Annotated in this window: 14 protein-coding genes; 10 read left to right on the forward strand and 4 right to left on the reverse strand. The window is 72.9% G+C overall.

The window, feature by feature from the left end; translation table 11 throughout:
• Window positions 1–45: 45 nt before the first annotated feature.
• From HC031_RS17500 to purE, 3 genes are all read left to right on the forward strand, one after another.
• Window positions 46–618, forward strand: coding sequence for a hypothetical protein (locus HC031_RS17500; RefSeq protein ID WP_167926409.1), 573 nt, complete (start codon window positions 46–48; stop codon window positions 616–618).
• A 73-nt stretch (window positions 619–691) separates the two neighbouring features.
• Window positions 692–1,834 (forward strand): 5-(carboxyamino)imidazole ribonucleotide synthase, encoded by a 1,143-nt coding sequence (locus HC031_RS17505; protein ID WP_167926410.1) that lies wholly within the window; start codon window positions 692–694, stop codon window positions 1,832–1,834.
• Window positions 1,827–2,324, forward strand: coding sequence for a 5-(carboxyamino)imidazole ribonucleotide mutase (gene purE / locus HC031_RS17510; RefSeq protein WP_167926411.1), 498 nt, complete (start codon window positions 1,827–1,829; stop codon window positions 2,322–2,324). The genes HC031_RS17505 and purE overlap by 8 nt, the downstream gene beginning before the upstream one ends.
• A 5-nt stretch (window positions 2,325–2,329) precedes the next feature.
• Here the strand turns inward: purE and HC031_RS17515 are convergent, their stop codons facing one another.
• The 3 genes from HC031_RS17515 to HC031_RS17525 form a co-directional block, all read right to left on the reverse strand.
• Window positions 2,330–3,310: an endonuclease domain-containing protein gene (locus tag HC031_RS17515; protein ID WP_167926412.1), complete on the reverse strand. Its 981-nt coding sequence runs from the start codon at window positions 3,308–3,310 to the stop codon at window positions 2,330–2,332.
• Window positions 3,311–3,433: 123 nt separating this feature from the next.
• Window positions 3,434–8,869, reverse strand: a complete 5,436-nt coding sequence (locus tag HC031_RS17520; RefSeq protein ID WP_167926413.1) for an SCO7613 C-terminal domain-containing membrane protein — start codon at window positions 8,867–8,869, stop codon at window positions 3,434–3,436.
• Between the two features lie 184 nt (window positions 8,870–9,053).
• A complete protein-coding gene (locus HC031_RS17525) occupies window positions 9,054–10,478 on the reverse strand; it encodes a nucleotide sugar dehydrogenase (RefSeq protein WP_167926414.1) in 1,425 nt (474 codons plus the stop codon).
• Window positions 10,479–10,726: 248 nt separating this feature from the next.
• On the opposite strand from HC031_RS17525, the gene HC031_RS17530 reads away from it, so the two are divergent.
• The 5 genes from HC031_RS17530 to HC031_RS17550 all read left to right on the forward strand — a co-directional run bounded on the left by HC031_RS17530 (window position 10,727) and on the right by HC031_RS17550 (window position 16,093).
• A complete protein-coding gene (locus HC031_RS17530; RefSeq protein ID WP_167926415.1) occupies window positions 10,727–11,887 on the forward strand; it encodes an acyl-CoA dehydrogenase family protein in 1,161 nt (386 codons plus the stop codon).
• A 99-nt stretch (window positions 11,888–11,986) separates the two neighbouring features.
• The gene (locus tag HC031_RS17535; RefSeq protein WP_338090709.1) at window positions 11,987–12,730 is read left to right on the forward strand and encodes an acetoacetate decarboxylase; all 744 of its coding nucleotides are present in this window, start codon (window positions 11,987–11,989) and stop codon (window positions 12,728–12,730) included.
• A complete protein-coding gene (locus tag HC031_RS17540; RefSeq protein ID WP_167926417.1) occupies window positions 12,727–13,485 on the forward strand; it encodes a 3-hydroxybutyrate dehydrogenase in 759 nt (252 codons plus the stop codon). The genes HC031_RS17535 and HC031_RS17540 overlap by 4 nt, the downstream gene beginning before the upstream one ends.
• Window positions 13,486–13,534: 49 nt before the next feature.
• On the forward strand, window positions 13,535–14,074 hold the full coding sequence (locus HC031_RS17545) for an acyl-CoA thioesterase (RefSeq protein WP_167926418.1): 540 nt from the start codon (window positions 13,535–13,537) through the stop codon (window positions 14,072–14,074).
• 60 nt (window positions 14,075–14,134) lie between these two features.
• Complete coding sequence (locus HC031_RS17550) at window positions 14,135–16,093, forward strand: acetoacetate--CoA ligase (protein WP_167926419.1); 1,959 nt, start codon at window positions 14,135–14,137, stop codon at window positions 16,091–16,093.
• 44 nt (window positions 16,094–16,137) lie between these two features.
• Here the strand turns inward: HC031_RS17550 and HC031_RS17555 are convergent, their stop codons facing one another.
• A complete protein-coding gene (locus HC031_RS17555; RefSeq protein WP_167926555.1) occupies window positions 16,138–16,854 on the reverse strand; it encodes a TIGR03089 family protein in 717 nt (238 codons plus the stop codon).
• A 150-nt stretch (window positions 16,855–17,004) separates the two neighbouring features.
• Here HC031_RS17555 and HC031_RS17560 point away from each other — a divergent pair, with 150 nt between their 5' ends.
• Together HC031_RS17560 and HC031_RS17565 are read left to right on the forward strand one after the other, a co-directional pair.
• On the forward strand, window positions 17,005–19,077 hold the full coding sequence (locus HC031_RS17560; protein ID WP_167926420.1) for an FG-GAP-like repeat-containing protein: 2,073 nt from the start codon (window positions 17,005–17,007) through the stop codon (window positions 19,075–19,077).
• A gap of 194 nt (window positions 19,078–19,271) precedes the next feature.
• Window positions 19,272–20,453 carry a glycosyltransferase gene (locus HC031_RS17565; RefSeq protein WP_167926421.1) on the forward strand — a complete coding sequence of 394 codons (1,182 nt, stop codon included), beginning with the start codon at window positions 19,272–19,274 and terminating at the stop codon, window positions 20,451–20,453.
• Window positions 20,454–20,493 lie beyond the last annotated feature (40 nt).

A 20,493-nucleotide genomic window follows, 5' to 3' on the forward strand; every position in this document is an offset into this window, starting at 1 on the left:
TGTAACGATGTAATCGTGTAATCGAACTACGGAGGGGAGACCGTCATGAGGCAGGAACGATGGGGGAGCGCCCAGGCCTGGAGCCGGGGCGGAGGCCGCGCCGAGCCGCCGCCCGCCGACGACGCGCCGGCCTGGATCGCGGGCGCGATCCCCGATGACTGGTTCGTGGCCGCGCCGGAGATCAGCATCGACCGGGACGAGATCATCATCGTGGGCCGCCTGCCGGAGCCGGCGCTCGCACCGGACGCCACCGACGCCGACCGGGCCGCCGCCGAACAAGGGCGGATCGCCTCGTTCCGGGAGTCCACCCGCGACCGCCGTATCGCCATCGCGCGGCAGTTGGAGCACCGCTACAAGCGCAAGGTCGGCTGGGGCGCGGCCACCGGTGGCACCCGTGAGCTGTTCACGACCCTGTCCGCGCCGGTGATGACCCGGCTGCGCCAGGCCGACCGGCAGGTGCTCGACACGCTCGTGGCGTCCGGGGTCGCGCGCTCGCGCTCCGACGCCCTCGCCTGGTGCGTGAGCCTGGTCGGCCAGCACGCCGACGCGTGGCTGGGCGAACTGCGCGACGCGATGGGCGCCGTCGACGAACTGCGCCGGCGCGGCCCGCAGCTCTGACCGGGAGCCACCCCGCTACCGGAACGGCTCCCGGTTCGTCAATGGACGCACCTGGTCAGTAGTCTTTGCGCCGATGAATCCCCACACCGGTCTGCCCGTTGTCGGCATGGTCGGCGGCGGTCAACTGGCCCGGATGACCCACCAGGCCGCGATCGCGCTCGGCCAGTCGCTCCGGGTCCTCGCCACCTCGCCAGACGATGGCGCCGCCCTCGTCGCCCATGACGTCGTCATCGGTCACCACACCGACCTCGCCGCGCTGCGCGATTTCGCCAAGGGCTGCGACGTCGTGACGTTCGACCACGAGCACGTGCCGGGCGAGCACATCCGCGCCCTCGCCGCCGAAGGCTTCACGGTGCTGCCCAGCGCCGACGCCCTGCGGTACGCCCAGGACAAGCGCGCCATGCGCGAGCGCCTGTCGTCGCTCGGACTCCCCGTTCCGCGCTGGCGCGCGGTCTCGACCCCCGCGGACATCGCCGAGTTCGCCGCCGAGGTCGGCTGGCCGGTCGTGGCCAAGACCGTGCGCGGCGGGTACGACGGGCGCGGCGTGTGGGTGCTCGGCCCGTCCGATCCGGTCCCCGACACGGAATTGATCGTCGAGGAGAAGGTCCCGCTGCGCAGGGAACTCTCCGCCGTGGTCGCGCGGTCGCCGTTCGGCCAGGTCGCGGCGTACCCGGTGGTCGAGACCGTGCAGCGCGACGGCATCTGTGTGGAGGTGCTGGCACCCGCCCCGGACCTGCCGGAAGACCTGGCCTGCGACGCGACGCGGCTGGCGATCGAGGTGGCCAACGCGCTCGGCGTGGTGGGCATCCTCGCGGTCGAGCTGTTCGAGACCGCCGACGGTCTGGTCGTCAACGAACTGGCGATGCGTCCGCACAACTCCGGACACTGGACGATCGAGGGCGCGCGTACCTCCCAGTTCGAACAGCACCTGCGCGCGGTGCTCGACTACCCGCTCGGCGACACCTCGCTGGCCGCTCCGGTGGTGGTGATGGCCAACGTCCTCGGCGGTACCGAGGGCGGTATGCCGATCGACGAGCGGCTGCACCACCTGTTCGCCGCCGATCCGGGGGCGCGGGTCCACCTGTACGGCAAGCAGGTACGTCCCGGCCGCAAGATCGGTCACGTGACGGTGCTCGGCGACGATCTCGACGACGTACGGGCGCGCGCCGCGCGCGCCGCCCGGTGGCTGACCGAAGGCGGAGATCCGCATGCCTGACGTGGGCGTGATCATGGGTAGCGACTCGGACTGGCCGGTGATGAAGGCCGCCGCCGAGGCGCTCACCGAGTTCGGGGTGGCGTTCGAGGCGCACGTCGTCTCCGCGCACCGCACGCCGGAGAAGATGCTCGAGTACGCGCACAGCGCCGCTTCGCGCGGACTTCGCGTCATCATCGCCGGGGCGGGCGGCGCGGCGCACCTGCCGGGCATGGTGGCCTCGGCGACCCCGCTGCCGGTGATCGGCGTACCGGTGCCGCTGAAGTACCTGGACGGCATGGACTCGCTGCTGTCCATCGTGCAGATGCCGGCCGGGGTGCCGGTCGCGACCGTGTCGATCGGCGGTGCCCGCAACGCCGGGCTGCTCGCCGTGCGGATCCTCGCCGCCTCCGACGAGGCCCTGCGCTCGAAGATGGCCGCGTACCAGGAGGACCTCAAGCGCCTGGTGGCGGAGAAGGACGCGGCACTTCAACCCGCGATCTTGGACAGTTGAGCTACCTATAGGTCGCACTGCCGTCCAAGATCTCGGGAGGTGGGGCGCCAACCGGCCGCACGTAGCGCCGCTCGCACCTGGGCGACCACCGCCTCGGGTTCGCTCCGTATCGCCCAGGATGGGAAGCGGAGCACCCGGTCGCCCGCCACCCAGAGCGCGTTCTGGCGTCGCATGTCGGCCCAGTACGCCCGTACGTCCACGTGCTGGCCGCCGTCTATCTCGACGTGCAGGCGCCACTCGTCGTAGTAACCGTCCAGGTACCGCGTGCGTCCACCACTGTCCCGGCGCCGTACCTGTAGACGCGGCACCGGCAGCCGGGCGCGGCGCAGCAGGCGTACGAACTCCGCCTCGGGCAACGAGTGGGCGCCGCCGAGCGCGTCCGTGGCCGCCTCGGCGATGAGCGCCCGCCGGCGGGCCCGCGGCATCCGCTTGAGAACGAGATGGATGTCGTCGCCTGCGACCAGGCGCTGCTGGAACCCGGCGGCGATGATCGCCCTGGCCTGGGCGTCGGTGTCGGTCCAGGAGGCGGCGTCGACCAGGGAGCGGGCGTTGCCGGTGTGGGGCGGACGGGCCCGGTCGCACAGGTCGGTCGCCGGCAGCAGCGTGCTCCGGTGGACGACGACGCCGCGCGGTGCGTGGCGCTCCCGGCAGTCGGCCGGAATGAGCACGTGGATCCGGTCGTCGGGAAAGCCGCGCAGGCCACACCGTTCGGCGGCGGTCGAGCCGGCGAGGACCGCGCCCGATCCGACGCCGAGCACGGCGACCCACAACGATTGATCGCGGGTGAGTGGCCCGTTGTGCGCCACGTACGCCGCCGGGTGCGGGTGCTGCCACCGGCCAGCGGCTATGTACTGGTCGAGCGCACCGCGGCTGAGATGCCGGAGCGCCTGTTCACGGCTCACCGCACCGTGCTGACTCCACAGCACCTGTTCCAACTCGCTGGCCTCGTCGAGCCACCGTCCGGGCTCCCGGTCGCGCCACAACATGGACCGATCCTGGCGACCGATACCTCACGCCCGCTGTCCCTGTGGATAACTCCGGCCGCCTCTCCGCGATCTTGGACAGTTGTGCCACCTATAGGTCGCACAACTGTCCAAGATCGCGGAACGTTACCGCAGGCGGTTCAGCGCTCCGCGCAGTCTCGACACGTTCCGGCGGCGCTTCTCGTACGTGGCACCCAGCCCGATCAGCAGCGCACCCGCCGCGCCGAAGAGCATGAGCAGTACCCACCATGGCAGCATCGCGGACAGCCGGAGCAGTTCGTGCAGCGTCGCCGTGGCGGTGACCACGCTGCCCACCACGACCGGCGCCTTCTGCCGGCGTACGCTGCCGACCGCCAGCGTCAGCACCCCGGCGACGATCACGAGTACCCGCCGCAGCGGCGCGGTGTCCGTCATCAGCACGAGGGCGATGCTGGGCAGGAAGCCGGCGATCAGCGCCGGCCCGTACGCCAGCCAACTGCCCAGGTCGGGCCGGCGCTGCAGTTCGAGGACGCCGACGAGCAGGGCGAACACGGCGAACGGCAGGCTGTACGCCTCGGGCAGCGCGACCCGGCCGGTGCTCATCAGCAGCCAGACCCCGATGACCTCGGCCGCCGCGGCGCTGAAGATCAGAAGTTGCCGGTACTTCTCCGGACGGTTGGGCCGGCTCGCGGCCAGGCCGAGGATCGCCCCGAGCGCGGTGCAGGCGAGCGCGGTGTAGCGGAGCGCCCCGGCGGTCAGGATCAGCGCGCCGCCCATGCCGAGGTACGCGCTCGCCTCGATGATCATGATCTCGATCTCGGTCGATACCGTCGGGTGCCACCTCGGCAGGGTCGCCGCGATCGCGATGGCCACCGCACACACCCCGAGCAGCGGGAAGGTCGCCCAGCGGGGCGGGTACCCGGAGGCGAGGCTCGCCGCGACGGCGAGCAGTTGCGCGGCGCCGACGGCGACGTACCAGCCGAGGATGCGGGCGAGCGGGTACCGGCCCCAGACCGCGGCGACGGCCCCGACGACGACGGAGCCGGCGAGCGCCTGGATCGTCATCGAACGCGTCGCGAGGCTGCCCAACTGCCCGGCGAACGTGGCGAGGACGGCGAGGGCGAACACCAGCCGGCGGGCCAGTCGCAGCCGGCCGTTCGCCACGCTGTCCGGGTCGGGCGGCACGGTCAGCGCCAGGCTCAACCCGCACAGCGTCGTCACCAGCAGCGCGAACCCCGCCTGCAGCGAGCCGTGGCCGGTGCCGGCCGGGACGAGCAGCATCGTCAGGCCGATGCCGGGTACGACGACCGCCACGGTCCGGTTGGCCATGGTGCCCCGCGAGCCGCCGAGGCCGATTGCGGCGAGCGCGGCCGCGAACGTCAACACCGCCATGGCGATGACGTCGGTGCCGTGCGCCTTCCAGCCGTTGAACGGGGACAGGTCGCCCGACTCGCTCAGCGTCGACCGCCACGGGTGCAGGGCGAAGTGGTACGGGCCGAACAGCGCCGCCACCAGGGGCAGCGCGACGGAGGCGATGGCGATCACGGCCGGGATGGCGCTCGCCGCCGCCGCGCCCGCCCCGAAGCCCGTGTCCTGGCTCGCGGGTCGCCAGCGGCGGATCGCGAACCAGCCCCGGCCCGGGATCCACCGGTCGAGCTGCCAGCCCCGGCCGGGGCTCCAGTCCTCCACCGGCTGCCAGCCGTCCTCCGGCCGCCAGCCGACCCGGCGGACCGCGGCGACCCGCAGCAGTTCGGCGAGGACGCCCAGCAGGGCGCCGGTCGCGCCGTACACGCCCACCGGGAGGCGGTGCGGCAGCGCGGCGAGCGCGATGACGCTGCTGGCGATGCCGATGGCGGCCGTCACGAACGGCAGGAAGCCGGGCGTGCGCCAGCAGGTCAGCCCCGCCACGGTCAGCGCGAGGCTGAGGGCGGCGAGCGCGCTGACGAGGACCACCGGCGCCGGGCGGTAGGCGCCCGCCGCGACGGCGGCGGCCGCGCCGGTCAGCGACAGGACCGCTGCGGCGCTCGCGCCACCACCGACGGGTACGAGGTGGGAGCGGCGGACCCGGGCGGTCGGGGTACGGGCCTCGGCGAGGAGCACCCCGGCGAGCGCGGCGACGGCAACGCCGACGAACGTGAGGCTCACCAGCGCCGCGGCGGTCGCCGCCGGCCTGGTCAGGCTGGCGGCGACGGTGTAGAGGGCGACGGCCGCGGCCACCGCCGAGCGGATGTACGCCACCCGTGGCAGGTCGGCGAGGCACCCGCTGACGCCCAGCGCGACGACGGTCAGCAGACCGATCACGATCGGCGACCACCAGGTCAGGCCGAACGCGACCGGCGCGGCCACGGCGGCGAGCGCGACCGCGACGGCGACCACGCCGTCGCGGGGCCATACGGCGGCGGCGGTGCCCTGACGGCGCGGGCTCGGTACGACGATCACCGCGGCCAGCGCGATCAGCAGCAGCGCCACCGGCGGCTGCCAGCCGTACAGGTCGTACTGCTCGGCGGTGCGCAGCCAGGCCGGGCCGAGCGCGGCGTGCCAGACCGGGGTCGCGGCGTCGATCACGCCGGCGCCGGCGCCGACCGCCGCCACCCCGCTGGCCACCGTGATGACCGCGCCGATGAGCAGTTCGCCGGTGATGGGCCCGCGCCGCTGCCGTGGCGGCATCGAGCGCACGACGATCGCGACGGACAGGACGAGGACGGCGGTCGTGACCAGCCCGATGCCGGGGACGGCGAGGGCGAGTACCCGGGCCAGGGCCGCGGTGGCGCTCGCGGTGACCGCGGCCGCGGCGAGGTCCCGGCCGTCGAGATCCTGGCCGAACACGCCCCGGCTGCCGAGCGACGGAGCTTTCCACAGCAGGACCGAACTGGCGGCCAGCAGCGCGCTGACCGCCATGTCGACGACCGTCGTACCGTGCGCGACGAGCGACCCGAGCGCGACCGCGAACGCCCCCAGCGACGTGCCGAGCAGCAGCGGGCGGCTGTTCGGCCGGCCCGCCAGCATCCGGATCGCCGCGTACCCGAGGGTGCCCGACACGGCGACGAACCCGCCGGCGAGGACGAACGACGCGCCGGCGCTGGGGATGACCGATTCGCGTACGAGCGCGTCGAAGCCGGCGCAGACCGCGCCGGGCAGCGCGAACGCCGCGCCGCCAGCGGCCCAGTCCCCGACGCGCTGCCCGGCCAGCTCCGCCTCGGGGTCGGTACGGGGTGGGCGCAGCGTCGCGATCGTGAACCCGCCGAGCGTGAGGGCGGCGAGGGTCAGCGCGGTGACCGCCGGGTGGGTGAGGCTGGCGAGCGTGGCGTACCCGCCGAGCGCCCCCGCGGCGGCCACGAAACCGTTGGCGCTGTCCTCGTCGCGCGCGGTCAGCCCGCCGGCCCCGAACGCGATCGCGGCCAGCGCGAGGACGCCGGGCGTGGCTTCCCAACCGAGGTGCCATGCGGCGGGCAGGGTGAGGAGCGTGAGGACACCGCCGGCGAGCGCGGCGTTGGTGCGGATCGCGCCGCGCAGGGCCAGCGCGACGGCGAGCGTGAGCAGCGCGCCGGCGAGGACCAGCTGCCATCCCGAGGGGCCGGCGGCGGCGGCGATCCGGCCGGCGTACCGGGACAGGTCGGCGCGCCACCAGGGCCGCGCTGCCTGGATGGGCGCGGCGATCGCCGGACCGGCCTTGCCGATCAGCACCAGTGCGGTGACGGCGGCGGCGGCACCGCCCGCCAGCCGTGGCCCGTACCGCGCGCGCTCGGGCAGCAGCGGCACGATGACGGCGGCGGCCGCCACCGCGAGGGAGGCGAACAGCAGGCCCCGGCCGGGCAGCGTGATCATGCCGACCCGGGTGACGGCGCCGATGACCGCGAGCGTGGCCAGCGCTCCGGTGAGGTCGGGCAGCGGGTTGCGCCGCCACGCCAGCGCGCCGGCGAGGCCGATGCCCGCGGCGAGGAGCAGCACGAGCGCCGCGCGTACCGCCGGGGCGAGCGCGGTGGTGCTCATCAGGGCGGCGCTCGCGTACGCGAGGGAGGCCCCGTACGCGAGCGTGAACAGTACCCACGTCGCGTCCCGCAGGATGGCCGGCGCTTCCGGGGGCTGCGCCGCGGCGGTCGGGGAGAGCCGGGGCCGGACCGGCTGCGGGCGTACCCGCGCGGGCCGTTCGCGCCGCTCGGCGAAGCCGGCCGGGGTCTTGACGTCGTCGGGCTCCTCGGGTGCGCTCTCCGGCCGTACCGGTGGCGCGGTCGGGTCGAGCGGTTCCGGTTCCGGCTCCGGCGCGGGGCGGCGGGAGACGCGCAGGTTTACCGGCGTCACGAACCCGGCCAGCGCGGCGAAGCGCCCCGGGCGGGTCAGGCTGATGCCCAGCGCCAGGTCGAGTGCGGCGACCCCGGCGAGGGCGAGCCCCCAGCCGGTGGGGCCGTGGATCCACTCGTACCCGAGCAGCGGCAGCACCGGCTGTAGCACTCCGACGGTGGCGTAGCGCGGGGCGATGAGGTGGCTGGCGCCCCGGTAGGCGGTGGCGATGAGGGCCGTCGCCAGGCACACGAAGCCGAAGTAGACCGGGGTGGGTAGCAGGGATGCGCCGAGCAGCCCCAGCGACCAGGCCACGTACCCGTCGAGGAGGACCATGAGCAGCCCGACGGAGGCCAGGGTCTCGGCGGTGGCGACGAGACCGCGACGGGCCAGCTGTACGGGCAGCATGAGCAGGATCGCCGTGGCCAGCGTCAGCAGCGCGACGCGGGCCGGCGCGCCGAGGCCGCCGGATCCGAAGACGGCGAGCACCACGGCCGCGCCGGCCAGCAGCAGGCCACCGACGACCAGGACGGCGCTCTGGGAGGTGGCGGTGCTGGTCTCCGCGCCGCCGAGCCGACCGGGTGCGGTGGTGGGTGGGCGGGGGCGTTTGGGCGCGCGGACCCGGGCCTGCGGCTGCGCCTGGGCCAGCACGCCGGGCAGCCGGGCGGCGATGGCCGGTGGGAGGTCGCCGGGGCGGCGGGGCGGGTGACCGCCACCCGACGCGCGGGGGCGGGAGGGCGGCGCTCCGCCGGGCGGCGTCCCGGCGGACGGAGGCGGCTGCGGAGGCGTCTGCGGTGGCGTTCGGGCGGACGGAGGTTTCCGCGGCGGCGGTGGTGTCCACGGTGACGAGGGCTGGTCCGGTCGGGTGGAGGTCCGCTGTGGACTCTCGGTCGTCGGCGCCTCGGTGACCGGCGCCTCGGCAGCCGCCGGACCCGGCTCCGGCGGGTATCCGGCGCCGTACGAGGTGGGCGCGGGTGGCGGCGGGGCGGCCGTCGGTGCGCGCTCGCCACGGCGGGCGAACCGGCCGCGCAGCGACCGCGTCGAGCCCCGCCCGCCGGACTCCCGGTCGAACTTCTCGCGTACCAGCCGGGCGAGCGAGTCGCGCTGCGCGGAGGCGTGTGCGAGCTGAGCCTTCAGCTGCAGTTGGTCCTTTTCGTACTGCCGCTTCTTGGCCTCGAGCGCGGCCACGGTCCGCTTGAACAGGGCCAGCGCGGCGACGTCCCGGTCATACGGGCGGCCGCAACCGCGGCACCCGTCTTCGCGTGTCACCGTGCCGCCGCAGACCGGACACTGATAGGTGTCCACGCCGCTCCCTCCCGCCCGGGGGGTGTTCGTACACCCGACGCCTCTAGGCGAGTTTCCCGTACGCGGGGCCCTGACAGGAAGGTTCGGCGGAGGTTCGGCGGAGGTTCGGCGCGCTTCGGTTACCGCGCGGTTCGCGAGGTTTCCGCGAGTGTCCCCGCTGACCTGCGCGAATACCGCGTGGCGGTCAGGAGAGGACCGGGCGGCCCATTCCGCGGTACTCCCATCCGGCGGCGGTCCACAGCGCGGGATCGAGGCAGTTGCGGCCGTCGATGATCCGGCGACCGGCGACGAGCTCGCCGAGGGTCTGCGGATCCGCGCTGCGGAACTCCTCCCACTCGGTGAGGACGCAGACCAGTTCGGCGCCCGTGACCGCCTCGGTCAGGGCCTTGGCGTACGAGACGTCGGAGACCTCGCGCTTGGCGTTCTCCATGCCCTCCGGGTCGTACACCGTGACCAGCGCGCCGCTGCGGGCGAGCTTACGGATGACGGACAGGGCGGGGGAGTCGCGGACGTCGTCGGAGTTTGGCTTGAAGGCGGCGCCGAGGACGGCGACCCGTACGCCGGACAGGTCGGGGCCGGCCGGCCCGTACGGCCGCTCCAGCAGTTCGGCGGCGAGCTGGACGACCCGCTGGCGGCGGCGCTGGTTGATCAGGTCGACCTCGTGCAGGAACCGCAGTGCCTCGCCGACGCCGAGCTCCTGGGCGCGGGCCTGGAACGCGCGGATGTCCTTGGGCAGGCAGCCGCCGCCGAACCCGACGCCGGCGCGCAGGAACTTGTTGCCGATGCGGGAGTCGTAGCCGATCGCGCGGGCGAGCAGCGTGACGTCGGCGCCGGAAGCCTCGCAGACCTCGGCCATGGCGTTGATGAACGAGATCTTGGTGGCGAGGAACGCGTTGGCGGCGACCTTGACCAGCTCGGCGGTGGCGAAGTCGGTGACGACGACCGGCACCTCGCGGTCCTCGGTGACCGCCAGGTCGAACACGCCCTTGTGGGCGGCGTAGAGCATGGCGTTGGCCCACTCGCTCTTGACGCCGAGGATGATGCGGTTGGGGCGCAGCACGTCCTCCACCGCGTACCCCTCCTGGAGGAACTCCGGGCTCCACGCGACCTCGACGCCGGCGTCGGCGGGCGCGTGGCGGCGGACCAGCTGCTCGATCCACTCGGCGGTGCCGACCGGCACGGTCGACTTGCCGACGATGAGCGACTTCCGCGTCAGGTGCGGTGCGAGGTTGGTCACAGCGCTCTCGACATACGAGAGGTCGGCGGCCATGCCGTCCGCGCGCTGCGGCGTGCCCACGCAGATGAAGTGCACGTCGCCGAACGCGGCGACCTCCTCGTAGGAGGTGGAGAAGCGCAGCTTGCCCGAGGCGAGGTTCTTGCGCAGCAGCTCGTCGAGGCCGGGCTCGTGGAACGGGACCTGACCCTCCGACAGCATCGCGATCTTGGCTTCGTCGACGTCGAAGCCGAGGACCTCGTACCCCAGTTCGGCGAAGCAGATCGCGTACGTCGCGCCGAGGTAGCCGGTGCCGAGGAAGGTCAGCCGCGGTCGAGCGGCGCCCGACGGTGGGGTCACAGCTGCGGGCGTCGTACTGGGGTAAGGGATGGTCACGCCAGGTCTCCGGTCAGTGTGAGGAGCGCCGACGCACGGGGGGTAGGTGCTGTGCGCTCGTTGTCAATATATCGGAGCAATACCAGGGCAAACGTCGCCAATGCTGCGTCAACCGCCACAGGGCAGCTGCGGAACCCAACCTGGACACCGCTCGGCGAGGATAATCCCAACTCACCGACCGCGCCGGAAGCCCGGTGTTACTCGCCGGTATCCTGTCAGCCGCTCACGTCGTTTCGGGAGGGCTGGCCATGGCGGATCCACAGTTCGACGTCTACCGACTGCCGGAGGAGCACGAGGCGATCCGGGAGGCGGTGCGCGCGGTCTGTGAGGGCAAGGTGGCCCCCAACGCCGCCGCGGCCGACGAGACCGGCGAGTTCCCGCAGGCGTCTTTCGACGCGCTGCGGGCGGCCGACTTCCACGCGCCCCACATCCCGGTCGAGTACGGCGGGGCCGGCGCGGACGCGCTCGCGACCGCGATCGTCATCGAGGAGGTGGCGCGGGTGTGCGCCTCGTCCTCGCTGATCCCGGCGGTCAACAAGCTCGGCACCATGCCGCTGCTGCTGGCGGCCTCCGAGGAGCTCAAGCGCCAGTATCTGCCGGCGGTGGCCAGCGGTGACGGCATGTTCTCGTACTGTCTGTCCGAGCCGGACGCCGGCAGCGACGCCGCGTCCATGAAGACCCGCGCCGAGCGCGACGGCGACCACTACGTGCTCAACGGCGCGAAGCGCTGGATCACCAACGCCGGGGTCTCCGAGTTCTACACGGTCTTCGCGGTGACCGAGCCGGCCGCCCGCGCCCGGGGCATCTCCGCCTTCGTGGTCGAGAAGTCCGACCCGGGCGTGAGCTTCGGCGCTCCCGAGAAGAAGCTCGGGATCAAGGGCTCGCCCACCCGCGAGGTGTACTTCGACAACGTCCGGATCCCGGCGTCCCGCATGATCGGCGAGCCCGGCACCGGCTTCACCACCGCGATGCGCACCCTCGACCACACCCGGGTGACGATCGCCGCGCAGGCCGTCGGCATCGCGCAGGGCGCGCTCGACTTCGCCAAGGAGTACATCCAGGAGCGCAAGCAGTTCGGCAAGGCCATCGCGGAGTTCCAGGGCCTCCAGTTCATGCTCGCCGACATGGGCATGAAGGTGGAGGCGGCACGGCAGCTCACCTACGCCGCGGCGGGCAAGTCCGAGCGGGGCGACGCGGACCTGACGTTCTTCGGGGCGGCCGCCAAGTGCTTCGCCTCCGACGCCGCCATGGAGATCACCACGGACGCGGTCCAGCTGCTCGGCGGGTACGGCTACACCAAGGACTTCCCGGTCGAGCGCATGATGCGCGACGCCAAGATCACGCAGATCTACGAGGGTACGAACCAGGTGCAGCGCATCGTCATGGCGCGCCAGCTCCTCAAGGGCTAGTACGGCCGCCGCCCGGCTACCGTGGAAGGTGCACGGGGCCGGGCGGCATCCACGGCGCGGGGACCGCACCGGTCGAGCAGATCTCGCGCGGCGGGCACAGTGCGAAGCGAGGACGTACTCCGGGCCATGGCCACCCCGCTGGGTGGCGCGGCGTACCCGGCCGGCCCCTACCGATTCCGGCGGCGGGAGTACCTCAACATCACCTACCGCACCGACCTCGACGCCATGAGTGCCGTGGTCCCCGAGCCGCTCGAGGTGGCCGACCCGCTGGTGCGGTTCGAGGCCATCAGGATGCCCGACGCCTCCGGGCTGGGTGACTACACCGAGTCAGGCCAGGTCCTGCGGGTGACGTACGAGGGCGGGCCGGCCGACTACATCCACAGCATGTACCTCGACAACGGTCCGGCGATCGCCGTCGGGCGCGAGGGCAGCGCGTACCCGAAGAAGCTCGGCTGTCCCCGCCTGTTCGTCGACTCCGACACCCTCGTCGGCACGCTGGACTACGGCAGCCTGCGGGTGGCGACGGCGACCATGGGGTACAAGCACGAGGTCATGGACGCCGAGGAGGCGCGGGCCGAACTGGCCATGCCGACCTACATGCTCAAGCTGATGCCCGGCTACGACGGCCGCCCGCGCATCGCCGAGCTCATCCGTACCCGGATGACCGACCTCACCATCCACGGCGCGTGGACCGGCCCGGCCCGCCTGCAGCTGTTCGAGCACGCGATGGCGCCGCTCGCCGACCTGCCGGTACGGCAGGTGGTCGGCGCCAGCCACATCCTGACCGATCTCACGCTGCCGCCGGCCGAGCTGGTCCACGACTACCTGGCGGCCTCCGGATGAACACCGTGCAGGTCGACCTCACCGGACGTACCGCCCTCGTCACCGGGGCCGGCAGCGGCATCGGGCGCGCCACCGCCCTGCGCCTCGGCCGGTCCGGTGCCCGTGTGATCGCCCTGGACCTCAACGAGGAGCCGGTACGCGAGGTCGTCGCGGCGACCGGCGGGGAGGCGGTCGTGGCCGACCTGTCCGACCTCGACGCGCTGGACGCGCTCCACCTGCGGGCCGACATCGTCGTCAACTGCGCCGGCATCCAGCATGTGCGGCCCATCGAGGAGGTCGAGCCGGAAAAGTTCTCCCTGATTTTGCGGATCATGCTCGAAGCGCCGTTCCGGATCATCCGTGGCTGCCTGCCCGGCATGTACGACAAGGGCTGGGGCCGCATCGTCAACATCTCCTCGGTGCACGGCCTGCGCGCCTCGGAGTTCAAGAGCGCGTACGTGGCCGCCAAGCACGGCCTCGAAGGCCTGTCCAAGGTCGCCGCGCTGGAGGGCGCCCCGCACGGCGTGACCTCCAACTGCGTCAACCCGGGGTACGTCCGCACACCCCTGGTGGACCAGCAGATCGCCGACCAGGCCCGGGCGCACGGCGTCAGCGAGAGCGAGGTACTCGAGAAGGTCCTGCTGTCCTCGGCCGCGCTCAAGCGACTGGTCGAGCCCGACGAGGTGGCCGAGATGGTGCTGTTCCTGTGCAGCCCGCCCGCGGCGTCGATAACGGGCGCCTCGATGGTCATGGACGGCGGCTGGACCGCGCACTGAACCCGGGGAGCCGGGGTGTGAGCTGGCCCGCACCGTACCTTTGAGTGCCATGACCAGCAGCACCACCAGCACCGACCTGTCCGGCAAGCGCACCTCGTACTCCCGGGTCACGCTCAGCCGGATCATGACCGCCGTCGACGCGAACCTGTACGGGACCGTGCACGGCGGCGTGATCATGAAGTTCATGGACGACGTGGCCGGGGCCGTCGCCGCCCGGCACAGCGGCGGGACCGCGGTGACGGCCGCCATTGACGAGATCGTCTTCCTGGAACCGGTACGGATCGGCGACCTGGTGCACGCGCACGCCCAGGTCAACTGGACGGGCCGGGCCTCGATGGAGGTCGGGGTGCGGCTGGTCGCCGAGCGGTGGGACCGGGTGGAGGAGGAGCCGGTCGACGTCGGTACGGCGTACCTCGTCTTCGTGGCGATCGACGCCGACGGCAAGCCCCGCGAGGTCCGGCCGGTCGTACCCGAGACCGCCGAGGACGAGCGCCGCTGGCGCGAGGCGGAGATCCGCCGGGCACACCGGTTGGCCCGCCGGCAGGCGATCCAGGAGTCCCGGGAGGCGGCCGGCCCACCACAGATCTGACGCCTGTATGTGTCGCGGACCCATTCAGCGCAGGCAGACATGCGTGCGAGGATGGCGGCTATGACAGGCGAGGTGCTGTGGACGCCCCCCGGCGACATACGTGACCACTCGCGGATCGGCGCCTATCTGAGGTGGCTGTCCGCCGAGTACGGCCGTGACTTCACCGACTACGCCGAGCTGTGGCAGTGGTCGGTCGACGACGTGCCCGCCTTCTGGCGCTCGATCTGGGACTACTTCGACGTGGTGGCCGCCGTCGCGCCCACCGACACGCTGCCCGACGCGCGCATGCCCGGCGCGCGGTGGTTCCCGGGCGCCCGGCTCAACTACGCCGAGAACGTGCTGCGGATGCCCGGCATCGGCGACGACGAGCCGGCCGTCATCGCGTACTCGCAGACCCGCGCGCCGGTCACCCTCACCGCGGCGGGGCTGCGCGACGAGGTCCGCCGGGTCCGGGCCGGCCTGCGGCGGCTCGGTGTCGCCAAGGGCGACCGGGTCGCGGCGTACGCGCCCAACATCCCCGAGACCTACGTGCTGATGCTGGCCACCGCCAGCCTCGGCGCGGTCTTCTCCAGCTGTGCGCCGGAGTTCGGCACCCGCAGCGTGGTCGACCGGTGGCAGCAGATCGCGCCGAAGGTGCTGGTCGCCGTCGACGGCTACCGTTACGGCGCCAAGGCGATCGACCGTACCGGGGAGGTGGCGGCCATCCGCGAGGCGCTGCCGTCGCTGGAACACACCGTGACGCTGTCCTACCTGGACGGTGACGGCCCGGACGGCTGGGCGGAGCTGGCCGCGCCCACCGACGAGCCGCTGAGCTTCGAGCCGGTGCCCTTCGATCATCCGCTGTACGTGCTGTACTCCTCGGGCACGACGGGGCTGCCGAAGCCGATCGTGCACGGCCATGGCGGGATCCTGCTCGAGCACCTCAAGATGCTCGCGCTGCACCACGACCTGGGCCCGGGCGACCGGTTCTTCTGGTTCTCCACGACCGGCTGGATGATGTGGAACTACATGGCCTCCGGCCCGGCGGTGGGCGCGGCGATCGTGCTGTTCGACGGCAACCCGGGCGCGCCCGACCTGGGGGAGCTGTGGCGCGTGGCCGAGGCCTCCGGAATGACGTACTTCGGCACCTCCGCGCCGTTCCTGCTGTCGTGTCGCAAGGCCGGCATCGTGCCGCGCGAGATCGCCGACCTGTCGAAGCTGCGCGGGGTCGGTTCGACCGGCGCGCCGCTGCCGCCCGAGGGCTTCCGCTGGGTGTACGAGGCGGTCGGCAAGGACCTGCTGCTGGCGTCGGCGTCCGGCGGCACGGACGTGTGCACCGCGTTCGTCGGCGGGGTGCCGCTGCTGCCGGTGTACGCCGGGGAGATCTCCTGCCGGGCCCTGGGCGCCCGGGTCGAGGCGTTCTCCGCCGAGGGCAAGCCGGTCATCGGTGAGCTCGGTGAGCTGGTCATCACCGCGCCGCTGCCGAGCATGCCGGTCGGGTTCTGGGGCGACGCCGACGGCAGCCGGTACCGCGAGGCCTACTTCGACGTCTACCCGGGGGTGTGGCGGCACGGTGACTGGATCACCATCAGCGAGCGCGGCTCCTGCGTGATCACCGGCCGGTCGGACGCCACGCTGAACCGGGGCGGCGTACGCCTGGGCACCGCCGAGTTCTACTCGGTGGTGGAGGGGCTCGACGAGGTCGTCGACTCCGTCGTGGTGCACCTGGAGGACGCCGACGGCGGCGCCGGTGAGCTGCTGTTGTTCGTGGTGCTCGACGAGGGGCTCGAGCTGGACGGGGCGCTACGCGCGAAGGTCGCCCGGGAGCTGCGGAGCGCGCTGTCGCCGCGGCACGTGCCCGACGAGATCTACCAGGTACGCGCGGTGCCCCGCACGCTGTCGGGCAAGAAGCTCGAGGTGCCGGTCAAGCGGATCCTCACCGGTACGCCGGTGGAGTCGGCGGCGGCGAAGGGCGCGCTGGCCAACCCGGAGTCGCTGACCGCGTTCGAGGACCTCGCCGCGCGCCGCACCTCCCCATGATCGCGGAAACTTCTCCGTGCTCTGACGCGGAGAAGTTTCCGCGATCATGAGAGGACTCGGGTGATGCGCTCGGCCTCGATCCGGCGACCTACGGCCGCCGGATCGAGGCCGGCGCACAGCACGATCGACGCGCCGGCCGCGAGCGGGGTCAACAGCCACTTCAACGGGTGGACCGCTTCGGCGGCGTCGACGAGTACCCGGTCGGTCGGGCCCAGGCGGTGCATCGCGGCCGACTCCCGGGCCACCCGGCACAGCTCCTCGTGCGTGGTGCCCTCGGCGGTGGCCGGATCCGTGCCCCGGACCGGGGCGTACGGGCGGAAGTGGTCGCCGTGTCCGCGCACCTCGGCGGCGTAGTCGACGAAGCCTGCCGGAACATCGCGCATCGGCAGCGCTATGGGGGCGAGGCCCAGGACGAACCGGTCACCGGCGTCGGGCGCCCGGCCGACCAGATCGGCGGCGACGAAGGCCACCTCGGCCGGGCCGGTGACCGTACCCAGCGCCGGGGCGGTGTAGGCGACCGAGAGCCCCGCCGACCACGCGCCGAGCAGGACGGCGGCCGTCTGCCAGTGCGGTGGGAGCAGGATCGCCGCGACATCGCCGGGCCCGAGGCCGCAGCCGTCGACGAGGAGGTTCGCCGTCTTGGCGACCCAGTTGTCGAGCGTCGTACCGGAAAGCTCGGTCCGCTCGCCGGTCGCGTCGTCGTAGAAGGTCAGCAGCGGGCGCGTGGGGTCGACCGCGACCGCAGCATGAAATATGTCAATTAAGGTACCAAAACCGCCTTCAGAAGATATAACCACAAGGTACTCCAAATCGGACGAGTGGCGGTAGGCGTGAGTGACATGGCGACACGGTCACGGCGACGATACCGGCTGATCTCAGCGGGGGTTGTCGCTGTCGCGGCGGTTCCATTGATGCTGGCCGGCGTCGGGAACGCCGAGCGGTCGCCGATGTCGGTGCGGCTGGCCGGGCGGACCGCCGGCGAACCGTCCGACAGCCCGCCCAGGCCCGCCGGCAGTCCGGTCACGCCCGCCGGCAGTCCGGTCACGCCCGCCCCGTCGCACACCGCGACGCCCGACGCGGCGACAGCGACCGCTGCCACCCCCACGGCGGCCGGGATCGCTCCCGGAGTCGTCCGGCTGCGGCTCGGCCGCTTCGACGCGCCGGCCACGGACGCGGTCGCCCGCATCGGCGTACCCGACGGAGTGCCCGTGACGCCGGGGTTCGCGGTCCGCAACGGCGCCCGGTCGCTCAGCCTCACCCGCGAGGGCGTGGCGCCGTTCCGCGCCGTAGGCGTGACCTGGACGGGCCCGGCGGCCGGGGTGAGCGTCGCGGTGCGCAGCCGCACCGGCGGGCAGGAGTGGGGTACCTGGCACACCGCCGAGCCCACCGGCGGGTTCGACGGCGCCGGGCCGGGGGTACGGCAGGGCGCGCAACTGATCTGGCTGGGCAGCGGTGACGCCGTCGACGTGATCGTCACCGCTACCGGCGCCGCGATCCCCGACGACGTGACCGTCGACCTGATCGATCCCCGCGAGGCACCCGGCGACGCGGTAACGGTTCCACCCGTGACCAGCACCGCGGTGGACGCCACCCGGGTCGCGCGCCCGCCGATCCACAGCCGCGCCGAGTGGGGCGCCGACGAACTGTTGATGACCTGGCCGCCGCAGTACGCGCGTACCGTCCAGGCGCTGTCCTGGCATGAGGAGGCGATCGGCGGCGACTACGCCGAGACCGACGTACCGCGGATCCTGCGGGCGCTCTTCTACTACGACGCGGTGAGCCGCGGCTGGGGTGACCTGGGCGACAACGTGCTGGTCGACCGGTTCGGCCGGCTGTGGGAGGGCCGCTACGGCGGGCTGTCCCGGCCGGTCGTCGGCGCGCACACGCCCGCCCGCAACGTCGGTACCGCCGGGATCGGGATGCTGGGCGGGGCCGACTCCCGCGCGGGTACGGCGGCGATCGAGGCCGCTGCCCACTACGTCGCCTGGAAGCTGTCCATCGGTCCCGCCGTCGATCCGCGCGGCCACACCACCCTGTCGGGCACCGCGACCGGGCTCGACTCCCGGCCGGCGCAGCCGACGCTGGCCGCCTCGAAGTCGACAAAGGCCAAGCCGGCGATCGGCAGCGCGGTGACCGTCCCGCGGGTCTTCAGCGCCGACGCCAGGGTCGCGTCGGGCGTGCTGCAGGCGTTGCGCGAACGCGCGTACGTGATGATGGGCGCCTGGGCGAAGCCGCAGACGATGCGCCGCACGCTGGCGGTGTGGAGCCCGACCGGTGCGACCCTGACCGAGCTGGGCGACGCGACGCCGACGTGGACGGGCCAGCCGGGTGACGTTCCGGTGGTGGCCGACTACGACGGGGACGGTCAGCTCGACGTCGCGACCTGGACGCCGTCGAGCGGCGTGTGGAGGATCCGGAACTCCGCTGCCGGTACCACGGAGACGTTCGTGCTCGGCGGGCCCGATGACATTCCGGTGCCGGCGGACTACGACGGTGACGGCCGGGCCGATCCGGCCACGTTCACGCCGTCGACCGCGACGTGGCACGTCCGGGGCGCCGCCGACGTGGTGTACGGCAAGCCGGGTGACCAGCCGGTACCCGCCGACTACACCGGTGACGGACGGGCGGATCTGGCCGTGTACCGGGCGAAGGCCGGCCGGTGGGAGATCCGGGGCGTGGGCAAGGTCTACCTCGGATCGGCGTGGCACATCCCGGTGCCGGCCGACTACAACGGCGACGGGAAGGCCGAGCCGGCAACGTTCTCGCCGAAGTCCGGGCTGTGGTACTTCCGGGGCAGGGAGCCGGTGCGCTTCGGCAAGCCCGGCGACGTGCCGGTACCCGCGCAGTACGACGGTGACGGCAAGGCCGACCTGGCGGTCTGGCGGCCGCCGGCGCATCACGCGAAGACCGGCACCTGGCTGATCCGTGGGGCGGGGAGCTATCCGATCGGTACGTTAGGTGACATGCCGACGCCTGTCGGGTAACCGTTTCGTCGATTCCGGGACGGGTACGCGTTCTGGGCATCGGGTGGTAGGCCAGCAGCAGTAGGCTGGCGAACAGACGCCGAACCACGCGCAACCGCGCGGCGCCGGCCGGATTCGCTCCGCGTTTCGCGGTGGAGAATCAACCGGCCGGGGTCGAGTGGGTGCGCACCGCAACGACCGCGAGGAGCTGCCACGTGACCGCCGGCCGCCCATTCCGTGTGCTAGTTGACGCCACGAGTGTCCCGGCCGACCGAGGTGGGGTGGGCCGCTACGTCGATGGTCTGCTCGGTGCGCTGGGACACATGGACGTCGATCTGGCGGTGGTCTGCCAGCGCACGGACGCCGAGCGTTACGGCAGGCTGCTTCCGTCGGCCCAGGTGATCGCGGCGCCGTCGGCGGTCGCGCACCGTCCGGCCCGGCTGGCCTGGGAGCAGACCGGCCTGCCGCTGCTCGCCCAACAGGTCGGCGCGGAGGTGCTGCACTCGCCGTTCTACACGTGCCCGCTGCGCGCTAACTGTCCGGTTACCGTCACCGTGCACGACGCGACCTTCTTCACGGAGCCGGAGCATTACGACAAGTCCCGCCGTACCTTCTTCCGGTCGGCGATCAAGACGTCACTGCGCCGCGCCGCTCGGGTCATCGTGCCGAGCAAGGCCACCCGCGACGAGCTGATCCGGCTGCTCGACGCCGACCCGACGCGCATCGACGTGGCCTACCACGGCGTCGACCCCCAGGCGTTCCACCTGCCGACCGAGGACGAGAAGGCGCGGGTACGCGCGCGGCTCGGCCTCGGCGGCACCGACTACATCGCGTTCCTCGGCGCCAAGGAGCCGCGCAAGAACGTGCCCAACCTGATCCGGGGCTGGGTCGCCGCCGTGCGCGACCGGGAGGATCCGCCCGCGTTGGTCGTCGCCGGTGGACAGGGCCACGACGACGAGATCGACCAGGCGGTCGCTGAGGTGCCACCGCACCTGCGCCTGCTGCGGCCGGGGTATCTGCGCTACGCCGACCTTCCGGGCTTCCTCGGCGGGGCGCTCGTGGCCGCGTACCCGTCCTATGGAGAGGGTTTCGGGCTGCCGATTCTCGAGGCGATGGCCTGCGGGGCGCCGGTGCTGACCACGCCACGGTTGTCGCTGCCCGAGGTCGGCGGCGAGGCGGTGGCCTACACCGGGCCCAACCCCGACGAGATCGCCCGGGATCTGAACGAACTGCTCAACGACCAGCCACGTCGCGAGGCGCTCGCCAAGGCCGGGGTCGACCGGGCGAAGGAGTTCACCTGGGAGTCCAGCGCCGAGGTGCACCTCGGCGCCTGGGCGCGGGCCGCCAGCGGTACGGGCGGTCACGGCGTGATTCCGGACCGGCTGGCGCGAAAGTAGATTTCGCGACACTCCGGTAGCCCCGGTGGTGGCGCGCGGG

The sequence above is a fragment of the Planosporangium thailandense genome, assembly GCF_011947195.1.
Taxonomy (GTDB): Bacteria; Actinomycetota; Actinomycetes; order Mycobacteriales; family Micromonosporaceae; genus Planosporangium; species Planosporangium thailandense.

Excerpts from the sequence above, each read along its gene's own strand:
- HC031_RS17500 (WP_167926409.1), top strand. The coding sequence starts at position 46 with ATGAGGCAGGAACGATGGGGGAGCGCCCAGGCCTGGAGCCGGGGCGGA.
- HC031_RS17505 (WP_167926410.1), top strand. The coding sequence starts at position 692 with ATGAATCCCCACACCGGTCTGCCCGTTGTCGGCATGGTCGGCGGCGGT.
- purE (WP_167926411.1), top strand. The coding sequence starts at position 1,827 with ATGCCTGACGTGGGCGTGATCATGGGTAGCGACTCGGACTGGCCGGTG.
- HC031_RS17515 (WP_167926412.1), bottom strand. The coding sequence starts at position 3,310 with ATGTTGTGGCGCGACCGGGAGCCCGGACGGTGGCTCGACGAGGCCAGC.
- HC031_RS17530 (WP_167926415.1), top strand. The coding sequence starts at position 10,727 with ATGGCGGATCCACAGTTCGACGTCTACCGACTGCCGGAGGAGCACGAG.
- HC031_RS17540 (WP_167926417.1), top strand. The coding sequence starts at position 12,727 with ATGAACACCGTGCAGGTCGACCTCACCGGACGTACCGCCCTCGTCACC.
- HC031_RS17545 (WP_167926418.1), top strand. The coding sequence starts at position 13,535 with ATGACCAGCAGCACCACCAGCACCGACCTGTCCGGCAAGCGCACCTCG.
- HC031_RS17550 (WP_167926419.1), top strand. The coding sequence starts at position 14,135 with ATGACAGGCGAGGTGCTGTGGACGCCCCCCGGCGACATACGTGACCAC.
- HC031_RS17560 (WP_167926420.1), top strand. The coding sequence starts at position 17,005 with ATGCTGGCCGGCGTCGGGAACGCCGAGCGGTCGCCGATGTCGGTGCGG.